This is a genomic window from Gordonia jinhuaensis, assembly GCF_014639795.1.
Taxonomy (GTDB): Bacteria; Actinomycetota; Actinomycetes; order Mycobacteriales; family Mycobacteriaceae; genus Gordonia_B; species Gordonia_B jinhuaensis.
Window position 1 is genome coordinate 1 of record NZ_BMGC01000047.1, and the last position, 18,786, is coordinate 18,786.

The following is an 18,786-nucleotide window of genomic DNA, read 5'->3' on the forward strand; positions in this document are numbered from 1 at the left end:
CGATCTCCGCTCGATCCTCGATCGTCAACATCCTGCGCCCCACTACAACCCCTGTCCACCAACGCCTCTCGGCTACCGTTGCTTCGAGGGTATGACACCGCCCTGTTGATATCGCGCGGGCGTTGTACCCGTACTTCCCGTCCCGCCCATCCGAGATGAGATGAATGGCGGTGAACGACAGCCCGCCGCACGTTCATTTGTCCAGATGAACGTTAGGGCAGGCGTTTGTCGTGCTGTGTACGGTGTTTGTTCGTGATGGGGGCAAAACCGTGGGTGCTGGTGTCGGGTGTGGTTGTGGCGGTGGTGATGCTCGTCGGGGGGTGCTCGTCTAGTTCGAGCGGGAGCGCGTCATCTGGGGTGACCGGTGCCGAGACCACCACGACCGTTTCGGCGAGTGCGTCTCCGCAGTTGTCCGAGGATGATCCGTTGAACGTCAACTCCACGAAAGACCTGTCGACGGTCACTGCCACGATCGATGGCGAACACTCACCGTATGCGGACTCGTTGCCGAACATCTGTCCGAGGTTTCCTGACAGCGCGTTGATCAAGGCGGGTCTTGATCCGCAGATGGGCCGGAACCCGCTCAGCGGAAAAACAACTGGACTATTACAAAGCTGTTCACTAGCCGCATCTGACCCCAGCGGTAGAGAATTTCAATTGTGGTCCGTAGCAGTCGGGATTACGTCGCAGAACATCAGACAAATAATAGATCAATCTCAGATTCACGTAATCAGATCTAATGTTTCGATTGGGCCACATTCCGCGTACATGTTCCACTCCGACGGGGATGGGCCGCTCGAATGCTCGGTAGCGTGGGGCACATTTTTCGGTTCGGTGATGATCGACTTCAACGGTGAAGAATGGGATCCTATTGATCCGTGCGCGAAAGTTGTTGACGTCGCCAAAGTGCTGTACCCGTACATTCCTGCTCGACCTTCAGAGATGAGGTGAGAGGCCGATGACGGGTGGCCCCGCAACGCGTTCACTCGCTCAGGTGAACGCCGGGATAGGTGTTTGTTGTGCTGTGTACGGTGTTTGTTCGTGACGGGGGTAAGGCCGTGGGTGCTGGTGTCGGGTGTGGTTGTGGCGGTGGCGTTGCTGGTCGGGGGGTGCTCGTCGTCTACGGGTGGGACCGCGTCATCTGGGGTGACCGGTGCCGGAACCACCACTGTTTCGGCGAGTGCGTCTCCGCAGCTGTCCGAGGATGATCCGTTGAACGTCAACTCCACGAAAGACCTGTCGACGGTGACCGCCACGATCGAGGGTGCGCACTCGCCGTACCTGTACCGGCTGCCGAACATCTGTCCACGCTTCCCTGACAGCGCGCTGATCAAGGCGGGGATTGATCCCTCTCTCGGTCGAAACCCGTTCAGCGGGAAAACAACAAGCCTCCTCCAGAACTGTGGATTCTCTGCTGCGGATCCGACAGGGAGGAATTTTCAATCCTGGGGAGTGAGCCCCGCAATTACATCAATCAACATCAAGGAACTCATCGACCAACCCCGGACCCACGTCGTCGAATCGAATCTCCCTATCGGCCCTCACTCTGCGTTTGTGTATCACTCTGACGGTGACACTGCACTGGATTGCGAAGTGGCGTGGGGAACCTTCTTCGGTGCGGTCATGTTCCAATTCACGGGCGAAGACTGGTACCCGGTTGATGCATGCGCGAAGACTGTCGATATCGCGCGGGCGTTGTACCCGTACTTCCCGTCCCGCCCATCCGAGATGAGATGAATGTTGCTGAGCGACAGCCCCGCGACACGTGACTTCGGCGCGATGTGGGCAACTCATATGAATATGGAGGCCAACGTCCCCTCAACCTCAGCTATGACACCGACCGCCGAGCGGTCATCATCGCGCGATGGGCTCACTGCCTCGCGGCGATGAGTTCTCGCGCGGCCGGCGCCACCTCGGTGCCCAGTGCACGAATCGTGTCGAGATCGTCTGTGGCGACGATGAATCCGGTAACACGATGCTCAACGGCCAAGTCGCACAGTGCCTGTGGCCAGGTTGTCATCGGGCCACTCAGCGGATCGGAGTCATCACTACTGAGATGACCGCCCAGATTGAGGAAGCGATCGATGTCGCCCGGGTCCCGACCAGCTGCGGTTGCCGCGTCGTCGATGGCCGCGTTCATCCCGGCCAGGTCATCCACACCGTTCTCCAGATACGACAATGACGGCAGCCATCCGTCGCATCGCCGCCCGACCAGTTCGAGCATCCGGGGTTTATAGGCCCCCACCCAGATCGGGATGTCGTGCGCCGGCCGCGGCCCGCGCTTGGCGCCGTCGACCGTGTAGAAGTCGCCATGAAAGTGCACGCCACCCCGGGTGTCGGTGTCCCAGATCTCGCGCATGATCGTCATCGCCTCATCGAGCGCTCGACGTGACTCTCCCGGTGTGCGGCGCGGCCCTCCCATCGCCACGATCGCGTCGGTGAACCCGCCGGCGCCCAGACCCATCGCCAGGCGACCGCCGCTGAGCAGGTCGAGACTGGCCGCCGACCGGGCGAGCACCGCAGGGGGACGTTGAGGACGTTGCCGCTGAGATGAATCCGGCTGGTCACCGCAGCAACATGCGACAACAGCGTCCAGGTGTCGAGGAATGCCGGTTGATAGGGATGATCCTGGAACGAGATCAGGTCGAGACCCGATTCATCGGCCACCCGTGCCGCCTCGACGGCATGCCCGGGATCGCGACTACTGGGCGTGACGAACACGCCGAACCTCACCTTGTGCTGATCCACCCTTTCGAGCCTATATCCGCACAACCCCGCGGATCCGGAATGAATGTCGATCGAAATTGATTCGTACGACTAAAGAACCTCAGCATGCGGAGCGGGCTCCGAAAATTCAAGTGCGACAGGAGTATCCGAGGAGGATGGAGGGCGGATCAACATTTCTCGAAACTGACACCAGATTCAACAACCGTGGTTAAGCTCTCGACCAACGACGCACCAGATGCGCCGTCACACGACCATTCTCTCGATGAGGAGAGCGCCGTCATGACCCAATTCGCAGATCCGACAGCGGAGCAACCACCAGCCCCGCACTCGGACAACTCACACAGATCAGGAGCGATCGCATCCCTGTGGGATCGGCAGCTCGAGCACTATCCGTCCACTCCCCGCCGGTACACCTATCTCGCTGTCACCGTGCTGGCGACGATCGTGCTGTACTACGAGCTCTACGTGCAGGGCGCCGTGTCGACGAAGATCATGGCGGACTTCGGGATGTCGTTCACGACGCTGGTGATGATCCTCGTCATCGGCAACCTCCTCGGCGCATTCGCCTCACTCGGCGCCGGGCTGGCCGACCGCTGGGGTCGAGCGAATCTGGTGGTGTGGGGCCTTCTGGTCACCGCGCTACTCGTGCTGTTCGCGCTGCCGCTGGCACCCAACACCGCCTGGTACGGCTTCTTCGTCGCACTTCTGAGCATCGTCGAGGGTGCGATCCTGGTCGCCACCCCCGCACTGATCCGCGACTTCTCCCCGCAGGTGGGGCGCGCATCGGCGATGGCGTTCTGGACGATGGGCCCGGTGCTGGGCAGCCTGCTGGTCACCGTGATCTCGAGCAACACCCTCGACTCGCACCCCGACTGGCGATTCCAGTTCCACGTGTGCGGCATCATCGGCCTGATCGTCGCGGTCATCGCGATCGCCACGCTGCGTGAGCTGTCACCCGGCCTGCGCGACCAGTTGATGGTCAGCCTGCGCGAACGCACTCTGGTGGAGGCACGCGCCCGCGGACTCGACATCGAGGCAGCCAACAAGGGCCAGTGGAAGCAGATGATGCGCCCCGACATCGTCGGTCCGGCCATCGGCGTCAGCCTCTTCCTGCTGCTCTACTACATCTTCGTCGCATTCCTGGTGGTCTACTTCGCCACGACCTTCGGCTATTCCGAGGCCAAGGCCAACGCGCTGGGCAACTGGTACTGGCTCGCGAACGTCATCGCACTGATCGTCGGTGGCGTGCTGTCGGACAAGTTGCGCGTCCGCAAGCCGTTCATGCTCGTCGGCGGCGTGGTCTCGATCATCGGCACCATCGTCTTCGGCATGCTGACCACCCACCCAGACACCAGCTACTACACCTTTGCGGGTGTGATCGTGGTCATCTCCGGTGGTGCCGGCGTGGCCTACTGCGCCTGGATGGCATCGTTCACCGAGACTGTCGAACACCACAATCCCGCGGCGACGGCGACCGGCCTCGCGGTGTGGGGCTGGATCATCCGGCTCGTGGTGGCCGGGTCGTATCTCGCCCTGCCGTTCGTGGTGCCGGCCACCTCGACACTGGTCGACCACGGCAACAAGGTCGCCGCGATCGTCGAGCAGTACCCCGAACAGATCGCGACCGCGCAGGCGGTGGACCCGGCAACCCTCACGGCGCTGGCAGACAATCCGCAGGATGCGCAGGCCGGAAACGCTGCCGTCACTCAGCTGATGAAGGCCGGCTTGGCCTCGGATCCGCAGCAGGCCGTGGGCCGACTGCAGCAGCTGAGCACCCAGCCGATCCCGGCCGCCGACCAGAAATATCTGGCCGCCCACGCAGCCGATGTCCAGCAAGCGCAGAAGGACAACCCGCATCAGTGGCAGCGCTGGTGGTGGGTGTGTGTGATCTGCCAGATCATCTTCATCCCGCTGGCCATGCTGACGGTCGGGCGCTGGTTGCCCGGTCGTGCGCGCAAGGACGCAGAGGAGCATGAGGCGATGATCGAGCGTGAGATCGCCGCGCTGCACGCCGAGAAGGCCTGACCGTCAACTCGGTACGCAGACACCACAACTGAATTCCAAGACCGCCTGACACACCGATGGCCGACACCTCCGAGGGGGAGTGTCGGCCATCGGCCTGTGTGGGACTGTCTGTGTGGGACTGTCAGCTGCGTACCGTCGCCGTCAGATGCGGGAAGCCCTTCTTGCGGTCGTTCACCGACAGGTCGAAGTTCCCGCCGCCGAGCTCGGAGGTGTAGCCGAACACCTTCGACGGCAGGAAGATCGGCTTGCCGAAGCGCACTGAGTACGTCACGTCCACGGGCAGCTGACCCTCCACGTTGGCCACTGCGGTCGCCGCCGACCACATGCCGTGGGCGATGGCGCGCGGGAAACCGAACGCCTTGGCCGACAGATTGGACATGTGGATCGGGTTGCGATCGCCGCTGGCCGCCGCATAGCGATGGATCAGCGACTGGTCGACGGCGATGATCCGGTCGGGTGGTGTGGGCCGCTTGGCCTTCGGCGCAGGTCCGCGTGGTTCGTCCGACAGGCTGGTGCGCTGCTGCTTCAGGAACGTCGAGACCTGTTCTGTCGCAAGCTCCGAACCCACGTAGATCTTCGAGATCACGTCGACGAGCATGCCCCGACGATGCTCACGCAGATTCTCCGCATGCGTCTTGATGTCGATCGGCTCGGTGATGTCGATGAGCCGATGACGGCGGATCACATTCTCGACGTGGACCGAACCGACTGCGCCGAAAGGGAAATCGCGGGCGACCATGGTCTGCATCGCCAGCGGGAACTGCAGCACGAACGGGTAGGTCAGCGGCAGGGTCTCGCGGAAATCCAACCCGGTGGCCAGGCAGTAGTCCAGGAGTTTGCCCTTGTCCACCCGCAGTCCGCTAACGGCGTAGACGGTGTCGGGAACCTTCGCCTTCGCCGACACCTTTGCCGGCTTGCCGATCACCGGCAGCATCTCGGCAACGGCCTTGCTGTAGATGTCGGCGGTGGCCGGGATCGACTTCAGTTCAACGGTTTTCGCCATCGTCAGGCCCCCAGGAATCCCTGGCCGCAGACGCGCACCACGTTACCGGTGATCGCTGAGGACGCCGGATTGGCGAAGTAGGCGACCGTCTCGGCCACGTCGACGGTCTGACCGCCCTGCTGCAGCGAGCTCATCAGGCGTCCGGCCTCGCGGGTCGCGAGCGGGATGGCCGCGGTCATCTTGGTCTCGATGAAGCCGGGTGCCACCGCGTTGATGGTGATGCCCTTCTCGCCGAGGATCGACTTGTAGGTGTCGACCAGACCGATCACGCCCGCCTTGGAGGTCGCGTAGTTGGTCTGGCCGCGGTTGCCGGCTATACCGGCGATCGAGGAGACGTCGATGACGGCGCCGCCTTCGCGCAGGGCGTCCTTGGCGAGCAGACCGTTGACGAGCTGCTGCGGGGCGATGAGGTTCACCGAGATCACCGAGTTCCACTTGCCGTCGTCCATGTTGGCCAGCAGCTTGTCGCGTGTGATGCCCGCGTTGTTGACGATGATGTCGAGGCCGCCGTGGCGTTCGAGCACGAAGTCGGCGAGTTTGGCGCCGGCGTCGGGGGCGCTCACGTCGAGCGGGAACGAGGTGCCGCCCACCTTGTTGGCGGTCTCCGACAGCGCCTCACCGGCGGCGGGGATGTCGGCGCAGATCACGTGGGCGCCGTCGCGGGCGAGTACCTCGGCGATGGTGGCGCCGATACCGCGTGCGGCACCGGTCACCACGGCGACCTTGCCCGCCAGCGGGGTGTCCCAGTCGGCGGGAGCCGCGGCGTCGTCGGGTCCCACCCGCACCACCTGCGCGTCGACGAAGGCCGACTTGGCCGACAGTGCGAAGCGCAGCGTCGACTCGAGTCCGCTGACGCCGGTCTTCGCGTCGGGGGAGACGTAGACCAGTGCCGAGGTGGCGCCCTTGAGCAGCTCCTTGCCCAGTGAACGGGTGAAGCCCTCGAGTGCGCGCTGGGAGACGTGCTCGTCAGGGTCGCTGATCAGTTCGGGGGTGGTGCCGATGACCACGAACCGTGCGCAGTTGGCATAGGAGCGCATCACGGGCTGGAAGAATTCGTACAGTTGCTCGAGCTGGGCGGGTGAGGTGATGCCGGTGGCGTCGAACACCAGCGCGCCGTACTTGTCGGCGCTGCGGCCCGTGGTGGCGTTCTCGATCAGCTCGTAATCGGCGCCCGAGAGCATCTCGCGCACCGGCTCGACCAGGCGGCCCGAGCCGCCGAGGAGAACAGGGCCGGTCAGCGCCGGCTCACCGGGCTTGTAACGCCGAAGAGTCGGCGGGACCGGCAATCCGGCCTGCTTGGCGATGAACGAGCCCGGGCCCGAGTGGACAAAGGACGAGTACAGGCCGGTTGCTGCCATGACGTCACTCCTTGGGGTGCGTGTGTGAGGGTAGGATCGACAACGAACTTACTCGCGAGTAAGAATACGCTACGAAAGCCCCGCGTATCCGGCTCCACATCACATCCCTGGAGGGTCACCGTGCCTGCTGATGCCACAGCGAAATCCGCCCCGTCCACAGCCTCACGGCCCACGTACAAGGCCAAGGCACCGAAGCCCCGAGAGGCTCGCCCGGTCGCGATCCTCGGCGGCAACCGCATCCCGTTCGCACGTCAGAACAAGTCCTACGCCCGCGCGAGCAATCAGGACATGTTCGGTGCCGCGCTGGCCGGTCTGATCAGCCGCTTCAATCTGCAGGGTGAGCGGCTGGGCATGGTCGCCGGCGGTGCGGTGCTCAAGCACGCCCGGGACTTCAACATGATCCGTGAGGTGGTGCTGGGCTCGGCACTGTCTCCCTACACGCCCGCCTTCGACCTGCAGCAGGCCTGCGGTACCGGTCTGCAGTCGATCTCCGCGGTCGCCGACGGGATCCGCACCGGCAAGTTCGAGGTGGGCATCGGCGGCGGCACCGACACCACCTCGGATGCGCCGATCGCCGTGTCGGACAACCTGCGGCGTCAGTTGCTCGAGGTGAACCGGGCCCGCTCGACCAAGGATCAGCTGCTCGCCGCCCTGCAGCTGCCGCTCAAGCTCGGTATCGAGATCCCCGAGAACGTCGAGCCGCGCACCGGCATGTCGATGGGTGAACACCAGGCCATCACCAACAAGGAGTTCGGCATCAGCCGCGCCGATCAGGATGCGCTGGCCGCAGCCAGCCACCAGAACATGGCCAAGGCTTACGCGCGTGGCTTCTTCGACGATCTGATTACCCCGTTCCTCGGCCTGACCCGTGACGAGAACCTTCGTGCCGACTCGTCGGTGGAGAAGCTCGCGAAGCTCAAGCCGGTGTTCGGTGTGTCCCTCGGCGACGCCACGATGACCGCGGGCAACTCGACCCCGCTGACCGATGGTGCCTCCACCGTTCTGCTGGCCTCCGACGAGTGGGCCGCCGAGAAGAGCCTCCCGGTGCTGGCCTACCTCACCGACGTCGAGACGGCTGCGGTCGACTACGTCAACGGCCCTGACGGCCTGCTGATGGCGCCCACCTATGCGATCCCGCGACTGCTGGAGCGCAACGGGCTCACCCTGCAGGATTTCGACTTCTACGAGATCCACGAGGCCTTCGCCTCGACCGTGCTGTGCACGCTGGCTGCATTCGAGTCCGAGCAGTACTGCAAGGAGCGCCTCGGCTTGGATTCGGCGCTCGGCTCGATCGACCGCAGCAAGCTCAACGTCAACGGCTCGTCGCTGGCTGCGGGTCATCCGTTCGCCGCGACCGGTGGCCGTATCGTCGCCCAGACCGCGAAGGAACTCGCCGAAAACGGTGGCGGACGTGCACTGATCTCGATCTGTGCCGCGGGCGGTCAGGGCGTCACCGCGATCGTCGAGGCCTGATCAGACCGGTCGACAAGAAAATTTAATCGGGTGTGTAACGACTCGTGAGCACCCGCCGATAGACCCGACGTTACGACCGAGCTGCCAGACCCCCGACCCGGCAGTTCGGTCGTAGCTTTTTATGTCGTAGCTATTCATTCGGGCTTGTTCCAGAAGCCGTCGTGTACGGCACGCGCGGCGTCGATCGGGAACGGTCCGCGCACCTGCGTCGGGCGCTGGCCGTGTGCGAACACCTCGCGGCAGGGCAGCGCCATCGTCGGGTTCTCCGGATCGGCGCCGGTCATGTCGGCCAGCTCGGCCTCGCTGAGCGCGAAGACCACCGTTCCGATGCCCGACCAGTACACCGCACCCGAGCACATCGCACACGGTTCGGTGCTGGTGTAGAGCGTCATGGACGGCAGCGCGTCGGCACCGAATTTCTGTCCTGCCAGTCGCACCAGATTCGTCTCGGCGTGCCCGATGAGATCGCCGTCGGTGACCACCGAGTTCTCGGCGGTGGCCACCTCGTTGCCGTCGGCGTCGACGAGTACCGCGCCGAACGGATGGTTACCGTGGTCGCGTGAGGACGCGGCGACATCGATCGCGCGGTTGAGCCAGTGCAGGTCTGTGTCGGTCATTCGGGCGACTCCTTCTGTGAGGTCTGAGCATTCGTCAGATCGTGCGGGCGGACCGGGATCCGCGTGATCGGTAAGCCGGTGGCGTCTCGTATCGCCGAGGCGACCGCGGCGGGGGTGGCTACTGTCGGTGGTTCGCCGACGCCGCGTACACCGTAGGGAGAGTGTGGATCGGCGAGTTCGAGTATGGTGGTGCTGATCGCGGGGGTGTCCACAGTGGTGGGGATCAGATAGTCGGTGAACGATCCGTTGAGCATCGCCCCGTCGCGCACGACGATCTCCTCCATCACCGCCAGGCCGAGCCCCTGGAGCGCTCCGCCCTGTAGCTGCCCCTCGATCGATGTCGGGTTGAGCGCGCGCCCGACGTCCTGGATGACGTCGAGCGCGACCACCTTCGTGACCCCGAGCTCGACGTCGACATCCACCACCGCACGCACGCCGCAGAACGCGAACTGTACCGTCACATCGCCTTGGCCGGTGCCTGGCTCCATCGGTGTGGTGGGGATGTGATGGTATTCGGCAGTCTCGAACAGTGTCGTGTCCCCGATGACCGTGGTGATCGGTGCTATCGGGCGATCGGCGTCGTCGACGACCATTCCTCTCCTGACGCGGTGCGCATTCGTGAGCCCTTGTGCGACAGCATCCTTGACGATCCTGTCGGCGAGCTGACGCGACGCAGCCTGTACCGCACCTCCGGTCATGTAGGTCTGACGCGACGCCGACGTGGAGCCGGCATCGGGTAGCGCCGTGGTGACTGGTGCATAGTCGAAGGAGTCGATGCCGATCTCCTCGTTGACGATCTGCGCCATCACCGACACCAGACCCTGGCCGATCTCACATGCCGACGTGTGGATGACGGCATGTAGTCGGTCTGTCTCGCAACGTAATTCCACCGATGCGGTCGCCTCGTCGTCGGAACCCTCGCCGAAGGCGATGTTCTTGAATCCGACCGAATAGCCGATCCCCCGTCGGACACCTTCACCGGTGGTGGTGTTCAGCAGACCTCCGGGTAGCGCCTCCTGCTCGGTGGACGACGGCGGCTCGGGAAGTGCGGCAAGTTCATCGAGGATCGGTTGTACCGCAACCGGACCCACCCGCTGACCGGTCGGCATGGTCGAGTGTTCGTGGAATGCGTTGCGGCGTCGGATCTCGAGCGGGCTCATCCCGAGTTCGCGGGCGAGTGAGTCCATCTGTGATTCGTGTGCGAAGGCGACCTGCACCGCTCCGAAACCCCGCATCGCACCGTTGACCGGATTGTTGGTGTAGACGCTGTATGCGTCGATCTCCACGGCGGGGACCGCATATGGCCCGGTGCTGAACACGGCGGCGTTGAAGGTCACCTCGGGAGAGCACGACGCATAGGGACCACCATCGAGCACCACTTGTGCGCGAACATATTCCAGTGTTCCATCGGCGCGCGCCCCGTGTTCGTACCGCATCTGCGCGGGGTGGCGGTGCGGATGGCCCAGGAATGACTCGACGCGGTCGTATTCCATGCGGATCGGTGAGCTGGTTGCGAGCGCGAGGAGGCAGGAGTGGGCATGGACGGTCAGGTCTTCGCGACCGCCGAATGCGCCTCCCACGCCGGCGAGCACCACCGTCACCTTCTCCGGGGGTAAGCCCAGGATCCGTGCCACCTGCATGCTGTCGCGATGAATCCACTGCGACGCGACATACAGTGTGACGCCACCGGAGTCGTCGGGAACGGCAAGCGCCGCCTCCGGTCCGAGGAATGCCTGGTCCTGGATGCCGACCTCATAGGTTCGGCTCACCACCACGTCGGCGCGCGCACGCGCAGCGTCGATGTCTCCCTTGCGAATCGGCACATGGCGCACGATGTTCGGATTGCCGGCGGCGTGTGCGGCACCGCCGGGGTTCACCGGACTCAGCGAGGGATCGAAGGCCGACGCCCACGCATCGAGATGTGGGGAGAGCACCTCGTAGTCGACCTCGATGAGGTCCACCGCACGGCGGGCCGTCTCGCGATCATCGGCTGCCACCACCGCGATCGGTTCGCCGACGTGACGAACGACGTCTGTTGCCAGAGCAGGTTGGTCCAGACGCTCGGTGCCCTGTTTATTGAGGCCGGTGACGTCGGCGCCGGTGAGCACCGCGTGTACCCCGGGCATCGCACTCGCGGCCGTGGTGTCGATGGCGAGGATCCGGGCGTGCGGATGGGGACTGCGCAGTGTTGCGCCGACGAGCATGTTGTCGCAGCGGAGATCCGACGAGTAGACGAAGGAACCGTCCACCTTGGCGCCCGCATCGGGTCGAGTGGGTGAATCACCCAGCCTGCCCGGCGCGATGGTCGAGGTGGTTGAGGTGGTTGAGGCGGTCATGACGGCTCACCGTTCACGGCTGCGCGGACGGCGTTCACGATCTTGTCATAACCGGTGCAGCGGCACAGATTCCCGGACAGGTGTTCCCGGATCTCGTTGTCAGTGAACGCAAGCGGCGCAGGTGACATCTCATCGTCCTCGACTGGCCGGTGCTGGAGTGCGGCTGCCTGCATCACGAGTCCGGGGGTGCAGAATCCACACTGCACCGCACCCGCGGTGATGAACGCCTGCTGGAGTCGGGCGCCCGTGTCGGTGGCGGCGAGCCCCTCGATCGTGGTGATGGAGGCGTCCGCGCACTGACCGACCGGCACCAGGCAGGAGCAGACCGGGGTGCCGTCGATGTGGACGGTGCACGAACCGCATTCGCCCTGCGTGCAGGCGTTCTTGGTCCCGCGCATCCCGATCTGGTCGCGCAGCACACTCAGAAGGCTCTCGCCCCCTTCGGCTTCCACGTCCATGGGATGCCCGTTGAGGCGAAAGGACACCACGTGTGCGGAGTGTGCAGAGGTGCTCATCAGTTACTCCTCGGGTCGTGGTCCTGGTCGCTGTTGCTGTTGCTGTTGCTGTCGGAATGTAGTTGCGTACAGGCGCGTGTGAGCAACCGTCGCACGATGACCTCGACGGAGTGTCTGCGGTGGGCGGCGGTACCGCGGTGGTCGTCGATCGGTGCGGCGTCGTCGGCAGCGAGCCGGGATGCCTCGGCGATGAGTTCGAGATCAGGTGCGCAACCGCCGCTGAAGTCCAGCGCCCCGACCAGGAATGCCTCGGCGGCATGGCTTCTCGTGACCGTCGGCCCCACAGCGCCGAGTGCGACGGCCACGGTCCGCGCTGATGGTCGGATGTCGATGGCGATACCCGCCAGCGAGATCGCCATGGCATTGCGTTTGCCGAGTTTGGCGAACAACTGTGGTCCGTCGGCGACGGGCATGGTGATCGCGGAGATGAGCTCGTCGGGGCGCAGCGCGGTGCGTTTCGGGCCGAGGAGAAAGTCTGATACCCCGAGCATCCTTGTGCCGCTGATTGATTCGAGTGCGATTTTTGCGCCGAACGCGACCAGAGGGACGAGGCTGTCGCCGGCCGGAGACGCTGTTGCCACGTTACCGGCGAGGGTCGCTCGATTGCGGATCTGCGGCGCGGCGACCGTGCGGGCCGCCTGTCGCAGGGCAGGTGGAATGGTCTGGCGTGTCGACAGCAGGTCGGTGAAAGTCACGCCGCAGCCGACGGTGATCTCGGTGAGGTCGGGCGTGACGGTGATCGTTCTCCGGTCGCCCACAGCGCTGAGGTCCAGAAGTGCTGGAGTGGGAGAGTCGGAGAAGTTGAAGCCCACCATCAGGTCAGTGCCACCGGCGATCGGCAGCGCCTCGGGGTGTCGGCTGCGCAGCACAAGCGCTTCCTCCCAGCTGCGCGGTCGATGGTAGGCGGCAACGGGGCGCGCAGCCACCGAGGTGTCGACGGCAGCTGCGGGCGGCTGATGGATCACTGGTGTGCTCTCGTTCGGGGCGTCGTCGTTGTGGTTGTGAGGGAGCGAACGTCGTCGGGTACGGGATCGGCGAGGTCTGACACGGGCCGATTGACGATCGCCATCAGAACCACGCACACGATCATCGAGACCAAGAATCCCACCGCCGGCGCGATGTCGCCGAGTCCCGGATGTGCGGCGGCGACAGGCCCTGTGTAGAGGGACTGGCTCATGAACGGGACACAGACGATGAGGCCGACCAGCCACGCGTACAGGCCGACTTCGACACGACGGCCGTCGAACGAGAGGGCATGGTGTCCTCGCCGGATGTAGAAGTAGCCGACCATCACACCGAGCCACGGAGCGACCCAATAGCCGAGGAGGAACAGGAATGTCTGGAAGTCGTCCCAGAAATCTCCCCGGCCGGCAACCCAACCGGCCACGCCGCCGATCGTGCCGATCAGTAGGACCGACGTCCAACGGTTGATCCGAACGCCGGCGATGAGGGCAGCCATCGACCCGGAGTAGCAGTCCAGGCATGCCGTTGTGGTGTTCGAGAGCCACAGTGCGACCAGGGTGATCAGGCCCAGCGTGTGCGGGAGGAAACCCTTCATCAGATCGGCCGGTGTCCCGATGGTCATCTGGGTACCGATCAGAGCGCCGAGGCAGCCGATCCAGGCCGAGGCGATCATGACTCCGGCTCCGCTGGAGATGACGATCGCCGAACCCGCAGTGTTCGCGGGGAGATATCTGCTGTGGTCGGATGCATACGCCGAGAAGCTCACCGACCGCGCCACCTGGACCGCGACGGTGAGGATGAAGCCTCCGGTGAGTCCGGCGGGCCCCGCGACAGCGCCGTTGAACCCTGCTCCCAGGTCGCAGTTCGCCAACGCGTATATCGACACTGCGACGAAAACCACGGTGAGGATCCACGAGAGGATTCGCTGAACGGTGATGATCGCGTGGTGTCCAGCGAGCGCGGGTAGAACCTGTGCCACGACGCTGATGGCGAAGGCTGCAGTGAATCCGATGCCGAACAGCGCGCGAAGGATGAATATCCCGAGCACGGTCTCCACCGCAAACCATGCCGCAGCCTTGAGGAAGACCAGAGCTGCGATTATGCGATTGCCGTCTACCCCGAACGGGGCCCGGGACTGGACGAGTTGGGCGACCCCGTAGAGCGGACCGAGGCGTGACATCGCACCGACTGCGGCCCCGCCGATCACCGATCCGACGATCATGGCGATCGCCGCTTGCCAGAAGGCGAGTCCGAAGACCGCGGTGCCGAGGATGCCGCTGGTGAGGGCAGAGAACTGGATGTTCGCACTGAACCACAGGGTGAACAGACCGCTTGCACGACCTCGTCGCTGCTCGGGTGGGATCGGTCCGAGGTCATCGGTCTCGACGGTGAGGAGATCGTGCCCGAGACGGGTCGAGCGACAACGTGTCGCCAGTCGCGCGGAGAGGGTGCCACCTGTCATGGGGGCAGACGCTAGGCCGCAGCGTCCGGACCCTCAATCGCCGAACAGCTCATCTGCGCAGGTGGGAGAAGTTTTGGTGGGATCCGACAATAGTTGCGCCGTTCACTGAGCGTGCTTTGTCGGGATTCGAGTTGCGCTTCCCGTGGAGGTCGCCGTCTCGCTTACGCGATCAGAGTCGGGCCGACTCGTGGGCCCTGTGCGCGATTGCGAGGATGGGTGCATGCGCCTCGTCGATCTGCTCCGGATAGACCGGTTGGGATTGACGCTGCTCAGCGGCAAGAACAACCTCGACCGGGAGATCGCGTGGGTGTACACAGCCGCGCACGTCGACACCGAGCGGTACCTCGATGGTGGCGAGCTGGTACTCACCAGCACCACATGGTGGACGAGCCCGGAGGACTCCGAGAGGTTCGTCGCCGGATTGGTCGAGGCCGGCGCGGTGGGGCTGGTTGCGGGGGCGGCAGCGTTGCCTCGCTTCCCCGTCGACCTGGTGCTGGCGTGTGACCGACATGGCTTGCCACTCATGGCCATTGCTGACGACGTCTCCTTCTCGGACGTGTCGAGGACGGTGATCGATGCGATCACGCAGCGACGTGCGACCGCAGCGCAGCGTGTCCTCGAGCATCGCCGGTCGATCCTGCGCGAGATCTCTCGTGCATCAAGTGCCGACGCGGTCTTGAGTGCCACGTCGTTGGATGGTGGATTCGACGTCTGGCTGATGAGTGCGGCCGGTCGCCGGTTGGCGGGTCGGACGCCGCTGGCTGAGCTCGAACTCTACGAATTGGCTCGAGGGGCGCGTGAAGCGGTCGGCGCCACGACTGTGCTCGAGACCTCGGCGGGGGCGGTGACCGTGATCGGCGATCCGCGTCGCGGATTGACCGCGCAGCTGATGGCGTGCCTCTCGGATCACCGGGGATGGTCGGTGGATACCCATGAGATCGTCGACTACGCCACCGAGGTGGCACGCGCCAGGCTCGATCAGGCGGCCGCTGAGAATGCAGATGTGGCCAGGGCTACCGCGTCGGTGATCGACTCGGTTGCACACGGTCGGCCGGTCGATACCCGCTCAGCCCTCACGTCTTTGGTGGGCGCCCACGGCCGGTACCGATGTGTGGAGATCCGGTGTCGTCCCACGTCCGTCGATCATGCGGAGTTCGTCGCAGCAGAACTCGCGGGCTTCGCGGTGACCGATGTCGAGGGAACTCGTCACGCGACGATCCCGGTTGACGGGGGAATCGCTGTGGTGTTGGCACTGCCCGACGCGCCCGCAGACGACAGCAACGGTGGCGGTCCGGAGCTTGATCTCGAACAGTGGCAGCAGCGTAGTGAGCGAATTGCCCAGCTACTTCCCGCGCTGACGAGGGTCGCCGTCGGTGTCGGCCGACTCGGAGAGGGCGTTGCCGGGGTTCGCCGCTCGATGGTCGAGGCGCAGACGGCAGCAGTGACCGCGCTGAACCGGGATGATCGCGTCCTGGTGTGCGCGATCAGCGACCTGAGCACCGCGGCGGCCCTGCTGACCGCACTTCCCGAGGAGGTGAGGGCCGATTATCGTGATCGTGTTCTCGGTCCGCTGATCGACTATGACCGTGTCCACCGGACCGAACTCGTGGACACCTTGACTGCTCTGCTCGCCAGTGACGGCTCGATGCAATCCATCGCCGATGCCAGACATATGCATGTCAACACGCTCCGCTATCGGATCCGCAAGATATCGGAACTGCTGGGCCGCGACATCAGTCGCGGCCAGGATCGTCTCGACGTCGAGATCGCGCTACTGATCCATCGAATGCACCGATGAGCGGAGTCACCGCCCGCCCGGCGCATCGAACGTACTCTGACGCCATGGATGTCTCTGCCTCGATCGCCGTCATCGGCGGAACCGGCTTCTACTCCTTCTTCGATTCCGATGCGCGCGAGGTCAACCCGCAGACACCGTTCGGCTCGACGAGTGCGCCGATCTCGATCGGTTCGGTCGGCGGGGTCGATGTCGCGTTCCTGCCCAGACACGGCCGTCAGCACGAGTACCTGCCGCATTCGGTGCCCTACCGCGCCAACATGTATGCGTTGCGATCGATCGGGGTGCAACGCGTCTATGCACCCTGTGCGGTGGGAAGCCTGCAGGTGAACACCGGACCGGGGACGATCGTGGTACCCGACCAGCTGGTCGATCGCACAAGCGGTCGGGTGCAGACGTTCTTCGATTCGGGGGCCGTGCACGTGTCGTTCGCCGATCCGTACTGTCCGCAGATGCGTCAGATCGCTATCACTTCGGGTGACGGGGTGGTGGGCGGCGGCACGATGGTGGTGGTGGAAGGGCCGCGCTTCTCCACGCGTGCGGAAAGCCAGTGGTATGCCGGACTCGGCTGGTCACTGGTCAACATGACCGGACACCCTGAGGCCGTTCTCGCTCGTGAACTCAAGATCTGTTACGCCCCAATCGCTTTGGTGACCGATCTCGATGCCGGGATCGCCGAAGGGGAGGGGGTCACCTCCTCGGAGGTGTTCGAGGTATTCGGTGCGACCATCGGGCAACTCACCTCGATGCTCGCCACCGCGCTGCCCGAGGCGGCCCGCGCCCCGGCGTGTTCTTGCGCCGACGGTGAGCATGATCTGCATGAGCTCTTGGGGCTGTGACCTGGCCGCTGGGTATCCGTCCCATGGATCGAGCAGGGCCTGTTGAATGGTTAGGCTATCCTGGGTAGGTTCGCGGTATGAACATCCCCGGTATCGAGAATCAGTCGACGGCGCGCGTGTCGAAGGTCGAGGACCTCGGTGAGCGACTGCGCAGGATCACCTTCGCCGTCGACGAGTTCGAGACACTGAATCGGCCTGGCGTGCCGGATGAGGCCGTGGGGATCTACTTTCCCGACACGGTTGATCCGCTCGACCCGTCGGGCCTGCCTCAGGGGCGCAACTATTCGATCCGCGCGGTCGAGGGGTCGAGCGTGGTGATCGACTTCGTATTGCACGACCGCGGCGTGGCCACCACCTGGGCGCGCGGCGTCGCCGTGGGTGACGAGGTGGCACTGGTGATGCCGCGTTCATGGTACGAGCCACCGGCGGACGCGGCGTGGCAGCTGCTGGTCGCCGACCTCACCGGGCTGCCCGCGCTCGCGCGGATCCTCGAGGAGGCCGACACCGACGCCGAACTCCATGTGATCCTCGAGGTGGACGACAAGGACTCCGTGAACCACCTCCCACACCGCGACGATGTGAAGGTCACCGTCTCCGCCGGGACCGGCAACGGACACGCGCAGAGCGTGCTCGGCGATCTGGTTGCCGCCTTCGACGTGCCGTCCGGCCGCGGATACTGCTGGTTTGCCGGCGAGGCGTCCGAATCACGTTCGGTACGAAAGCATTTCCGAAAGAACCACGGTTTCGGCACCGATCAGCTCGACGTTCTCGGCTACTGGCGCGTGGACGCCGAACGCTACGAGAAGCGCTATGCCGAGGTGTCCGACGAGATGTATGCGGTGTACCAGCGGGCCATCGACGAGGGCAAGAGCGACAGGGTCGCTCGCATTGAATTCGATGAAGCGCTCGAAGAACTGGGACTCTGACGACACGGATCGTGTCGCCGCAGTTCGGCCCCGCTTCGCGAAGGTTCCCTCTGTCATTCGCGTGAATGATCTTGTGATCGTTCGTGATTCGACGTTGTTTTCCCTTGTCGGGGTGGGGTTTTCTCGGTAGACTCGAACATGTATTCGATAGATGGTTCCAGTCGTGTTCGTCCGCCGGGAGGGGGTTCCGATGTCTGTTGATCTTTCAGCGTTGGGGTTGCCGGAGTCGTTGGATGAGGTGGATGCTGCCGGTTTGGGTGAGGTGGTGGTGTCGGCGCGGCGTGCGGGTGCGTTGATGGAGTGGCACCGCCTACGCGCGATGGCCGAGGTGTTCGAGCGACTGGTCGCGCCGTATGTCGGGGAAGACCGCCGTGTCTACGATGCTCACACTCGTGCGGCGAATGAGATCGCGATGATGCTCGGTCGCAGTCAAGCCGGTGTGGAAACCGAGTTGATGGACGCCGCCCACCTGTTCGCTGGCCTGCCGCAGGTGGCGCACTGCCTGCATGACGGAGTGATCACCGGCGGACACATCCGCACGATCATCGCCCGCACCGCACTGGTCGGCGGCCAAGAGTATGCACCGCTCGTGGATGACGAACTGGCGGAGGCGTTGCGGCGGCAGGGCAGCTGGTCGCTGCAGCGAGCGTGTCAGATGGTTTGTGTGAGGTAGCGGTGCTCCTGACTGAAAGCCGAGACACTGATGACTGTGGTGGACAAGAAACTCGAGCGTGACCAACGTCGCCG

Annotated in this window: 15 protein-coding genes and 1 pseudogene; 8 read left to right on the forward strand and 8 right to left on the reverse strand. The window is 64.5% G+C overall.

The genetic code is table 11. From position 1 onward, the window contains the following. The first annotated feature begins 255 nt into the window (after positions 1–255). Together IEW22_RS18210 and IEW22_RS18215 are read left to right on the forward strand one after the other, a co-directional pair. Complete coding sequence (locus IEW22_RS18210) at positions 256–951, forward strand: DUF3558 family protein (protein ID WP_229742884.1); 696 nt, start codon at positions 256–258, stop codon at positions 949–951. A 138-nt stretch (positions 952–1,089) separates the two neighbouring features. Further along, complete coding sequence (locus IEW22_RS18215; protein WP_268235498.1) at positions 1,090–1,737, forward strand: DUF3558 family protein; 648 nt, start codon at positions 1,090–1,092, stop codon at positions 1,735–1,737. A gap of 133 nt (positions 1,738–1,870) precedes the next feature. On the opposite strand, the pseudogene IEW22_RS18220 reads toward IEW22_RS18215, so the two are convergent. Further along, positions 1,871–2,748 (reverse strand): annotated as a pseudogene (locus tag IEW22_RS18220) (LLM class flavin-dependent oxidoreductase). A gap of 258 nt (positions 2,749–3,006) precedes the next feature. On the opposite strand from IEW22_RS18220, the gene IEW22_RS18225 reads away from it, so the two are divergent. Further along, positions 3,007–4,752 (forward strand): MFS transporter, encoded by a 1,746-nt coding sequence (locus IEW22_RS18225; RefSeq protein ID WP_188588601.1) that lies wholly within the window; start codon positions 3,007–3,009, stop codon positions 4,750–4,752. Positions 4,753–4,873: 121 nt separating this feature from the next. On the opposite strand, the gene IEW22_RS18230 is transcribed toward IEW22_RS18225, so the two are convergent. Both IEW22_RS18230 and IEW22_RS18235 read right to left on the reverse strand, forming a co-directional pair. Continuing rightward, entirely contained in the window at positions 4,874–5,755 is an 882-nt protein-coding gene (locus tag IEW22_RS18230) for a MaoC/PaaZ C-terminal domain-containing protein (protein ID WP_188588603.1), read from the reverse strand. A gap of 2 nt (positions 5,756–5,757) precedes the next feature. Then, a complete protein-coding gene (locus tag IEW22_RS18235; RefSeq protein ID WP_188588605.1) occupies positions 5,758–7,113 on the reverse strand; it encodes a 3-oxoacyl-ACP reductase in 1,356 nt (451 codons plus the stop codon). A gap of 120 nt (positions 7,114–7,233) precedes the next feature. On the opposite strand from IEW22_RS18235, the gene IEW22_RS18240 reads away from it, so the two are divergent. Then, the gene (locus IEW22_RS18240) at positions 7,234–8,586 is read left to right on the forward strand and encodes an acetyl-CoA C-acetyltransferase (protein ID WP_188588607.1); all 1,353 of its coding nucleotides are present in this window, start codon (positions 7,234–7,236) and stop codon (positions 8,584–8,586) included. Between the two features lie 134 nt (positions 8,587–8,720). Here the strand turns inward: IEW22_RS18240 and IEW22_RS18245 are convergent, their stop codons facing one another. Genes IEW22_RS18245 through IEW22_RS18265 form a run of 5 tightly spaced genes read right to left on the reverse strand, consistent with a single transcriptional unit; the run spans position 8,721 to position 14,479 of the window. Then, complete coding sequence (locus IEW22_RS18245; RefSeq protein ID WP_188588609.1) at positions 8,721–9,203, reverse strand: nucleoside deaminase; 483 nt, start codon at positions 9,201–9,203, stop codon at positions 8,721–8,723. Further along, a complete protein-coding gene (locus tag IEW22_RS18250) occupies positions 9,200–11,539 on the reverse strand; it encodes a xanthine dehydrogenase family protein molybdopterin-binding subunit (RefSeq protein ID WP_188588611.1) in 2,340 nt (779 codons plus the stop codon). Before IEW22_RS18250 ends, IEW22_RS18245 begins: the two co-directional genes overlap by 4 nt. After that, positions 11,536–12,054, reverse strand: coding sequence for a (2Fe-2S)-binding protein (locus tag IEW22_RS18255; RefSeq protein ID WP_229742883.1), 519 nt, complete (start codon positions 12,052–12,054; stop codon positions 11,536–11,538). Before IEW22_RS18255 ends, IEW22_RS18250 begins: the two co-directional genes overlap by 4 nt. Next, positions 12,054–13,019: an FAD binding domain-containing protein gene (locus IEW22_RS18260; RefSeq protein WP_188588613.1), complete on the reverse strand. Its 966-nt coding sequence runs from the start codon at positions 13,017–13,019 to the stop codon at positions 12,054–12,056. Before IEW22_RS18260 ends, IEW22_RS18255 begins: the two co-directional genes overlap by 1 nt. Then, positions 13,016–14,479: a purine-cytosine permease family protein gene (locus IEW22_RS18265; protein WP_188588615.1), complete on the reverse strand. Its 1,464-nt coding sequence runs from the start codon at positions 14,477–14,479 to the stop codon at positions 13,016–13,018. The genes IEW22_RS18260 and IEW22_RS18265 overlap by 4 nt, the downstream gene beginning before the upstream one ends. A gap of 220 nt (positions 14,480–14,699) precedes the next feature. On the opposite strand from IEW22_RS18265, the gene IEW22_RS18270 reads away from it, so the two are divergent. From IEW22_RS18270 to IEW22_RS18285, 4 genes are all read left to right on the forward strand, one after another. After that, positions 14,700–16,277 (forward strand): PucR family transcriptional regulator, encoded by a 1,578-nt coding sequence (locus tag IEW22_RS18270; protein WP_188588618.1) that lies wholly within the window; start codon positions 14,700–14,702, stop codon positions 16,275–16,277. Positions 16,278–16,321: 44 nt separating this feature from the next. Further along, the gene (locus IEW22_RS18275; RefSeq protein ID WP_188588619.1) at positions 16,322–17,113 is read left to right on the forward strand and encodes an S-methyl-5'-thioadenosine phosphorylase; all 792 of its coding nucleotides are present in this window, start codon (positions 16,322–16,324) and stop codon (positions 17,111–17,113) included. Between the two features lie 77 nt (positions 17,114–17,190). After that, entirely contained in the window at positions 17,191–18,039 is an 849-nt protein-coding gene (locus IEW22_RS18280; RefSeq protein ID WP_188588621.1) for a siderophore-interacting protein, read from the forward strand. A 190-nt stretch (positions 18,040–18,229) separates the two neighbouring features. Beyond that, entirely contained in the window at positions 18,230–18,712 is a 483-nt protein-coding gene (locus IEW22_RS18285) for a DUF222 domain-containing protein (protein WP_188588623.1), read from the forward strand. The last annotated feature ends 74 nt before the right edge of the window (positions 18,713–18,786 follow it).

Excerpts from the sequence above, each read along its gene's own strand:
- IEW22_RS18210 (WP_229742884.1), top strand. The coding sequence starts at position 256 with ATGGGGGCAAAACCGTGGGTGCTGGTGTCGGGTGTGGTTGTGGCGGTG.
- IEW22_RS18225 (WP_188588601.1), top strand. The coding sequence starts at position 3,007 with ATGACCCAATTCGCAGATCCGACAGCGGAGCAACCACCAGCCCCGCAC.
- IEW22_RS18230 (WP_188588603.1), bottom strand. The coding sequence starts at position 5,755 with ATGGCGAAAACCGTTGAACTGAAGTCGATCCCGGCCACCGCCGACATC.
- IEW22_RS18235 (WP_188588605.1), bottom strand. The coding sequence starts at position 7,113 with ATGGCAGCAACCGGCCTGTACTCGTCCTTTGTCCACTCGGGCCCGGGC.
- IEW22_RS18245 (WP_188588609.1), bottom strand. The coding sequence starts at position 9,203 with ATGACCGACACAGACCTGCACTGGCTCAACCGCGCGATCGATGTCGCC.
- IEW22_RS18250 (WP_188588611.1), bottom strand. The coding sequence starts at position 11,539 with ATGACCGCCTCAACCACCTCAACCACCTCGACCATCGCGCCGGGCAGG.
- IEW22_RS18255 (WP_229742883.1), bottom strand. The coding sequence starts at position 12,054 with ATGAGCACCTCTGCACACTCCGCACACGTGGTGTCCTTTCGCCTCAAC.
- IEW22_RS18265 (WP_188588615.1), bottom strand. The coding sequence starts at position 14,479 with ATGACAGGTGGCACCCTCTCCGCGCGACTGGCGACACGTTGTCGCTCG.
- IEW22_RS18270 (WP_188588618.1), top strand. The coding sequence starts at position 14,700 with ATGCGCCTCGTCGATCTGCTCCGGATAGACCGGTTGGGATTGACGCTG.
- IEW22_RS18275 (WP_188588619.1), top strand. The coding sequence starts at position 16,322 with ATGGATGTCTCTGCCTCGATCGCCGTCATCGGCGGAACCGGCTTCTAC.
- IEW22_RS18280 (WP_188588621.1), top strand. The coding sequence starts at position 17,191 with ATGAACATCCCCGGTATCGAGAATCAGTCGACGGCGCGCGTGTCGAAG.
- IEW22_RS18285 (WP_188588623.1), top strand. The coding sequence starts at position 18,230 with ATGTCTGTTGATCTTTCAGCGTTGGGGTTGCCGGAGTCGTTGGATGAG.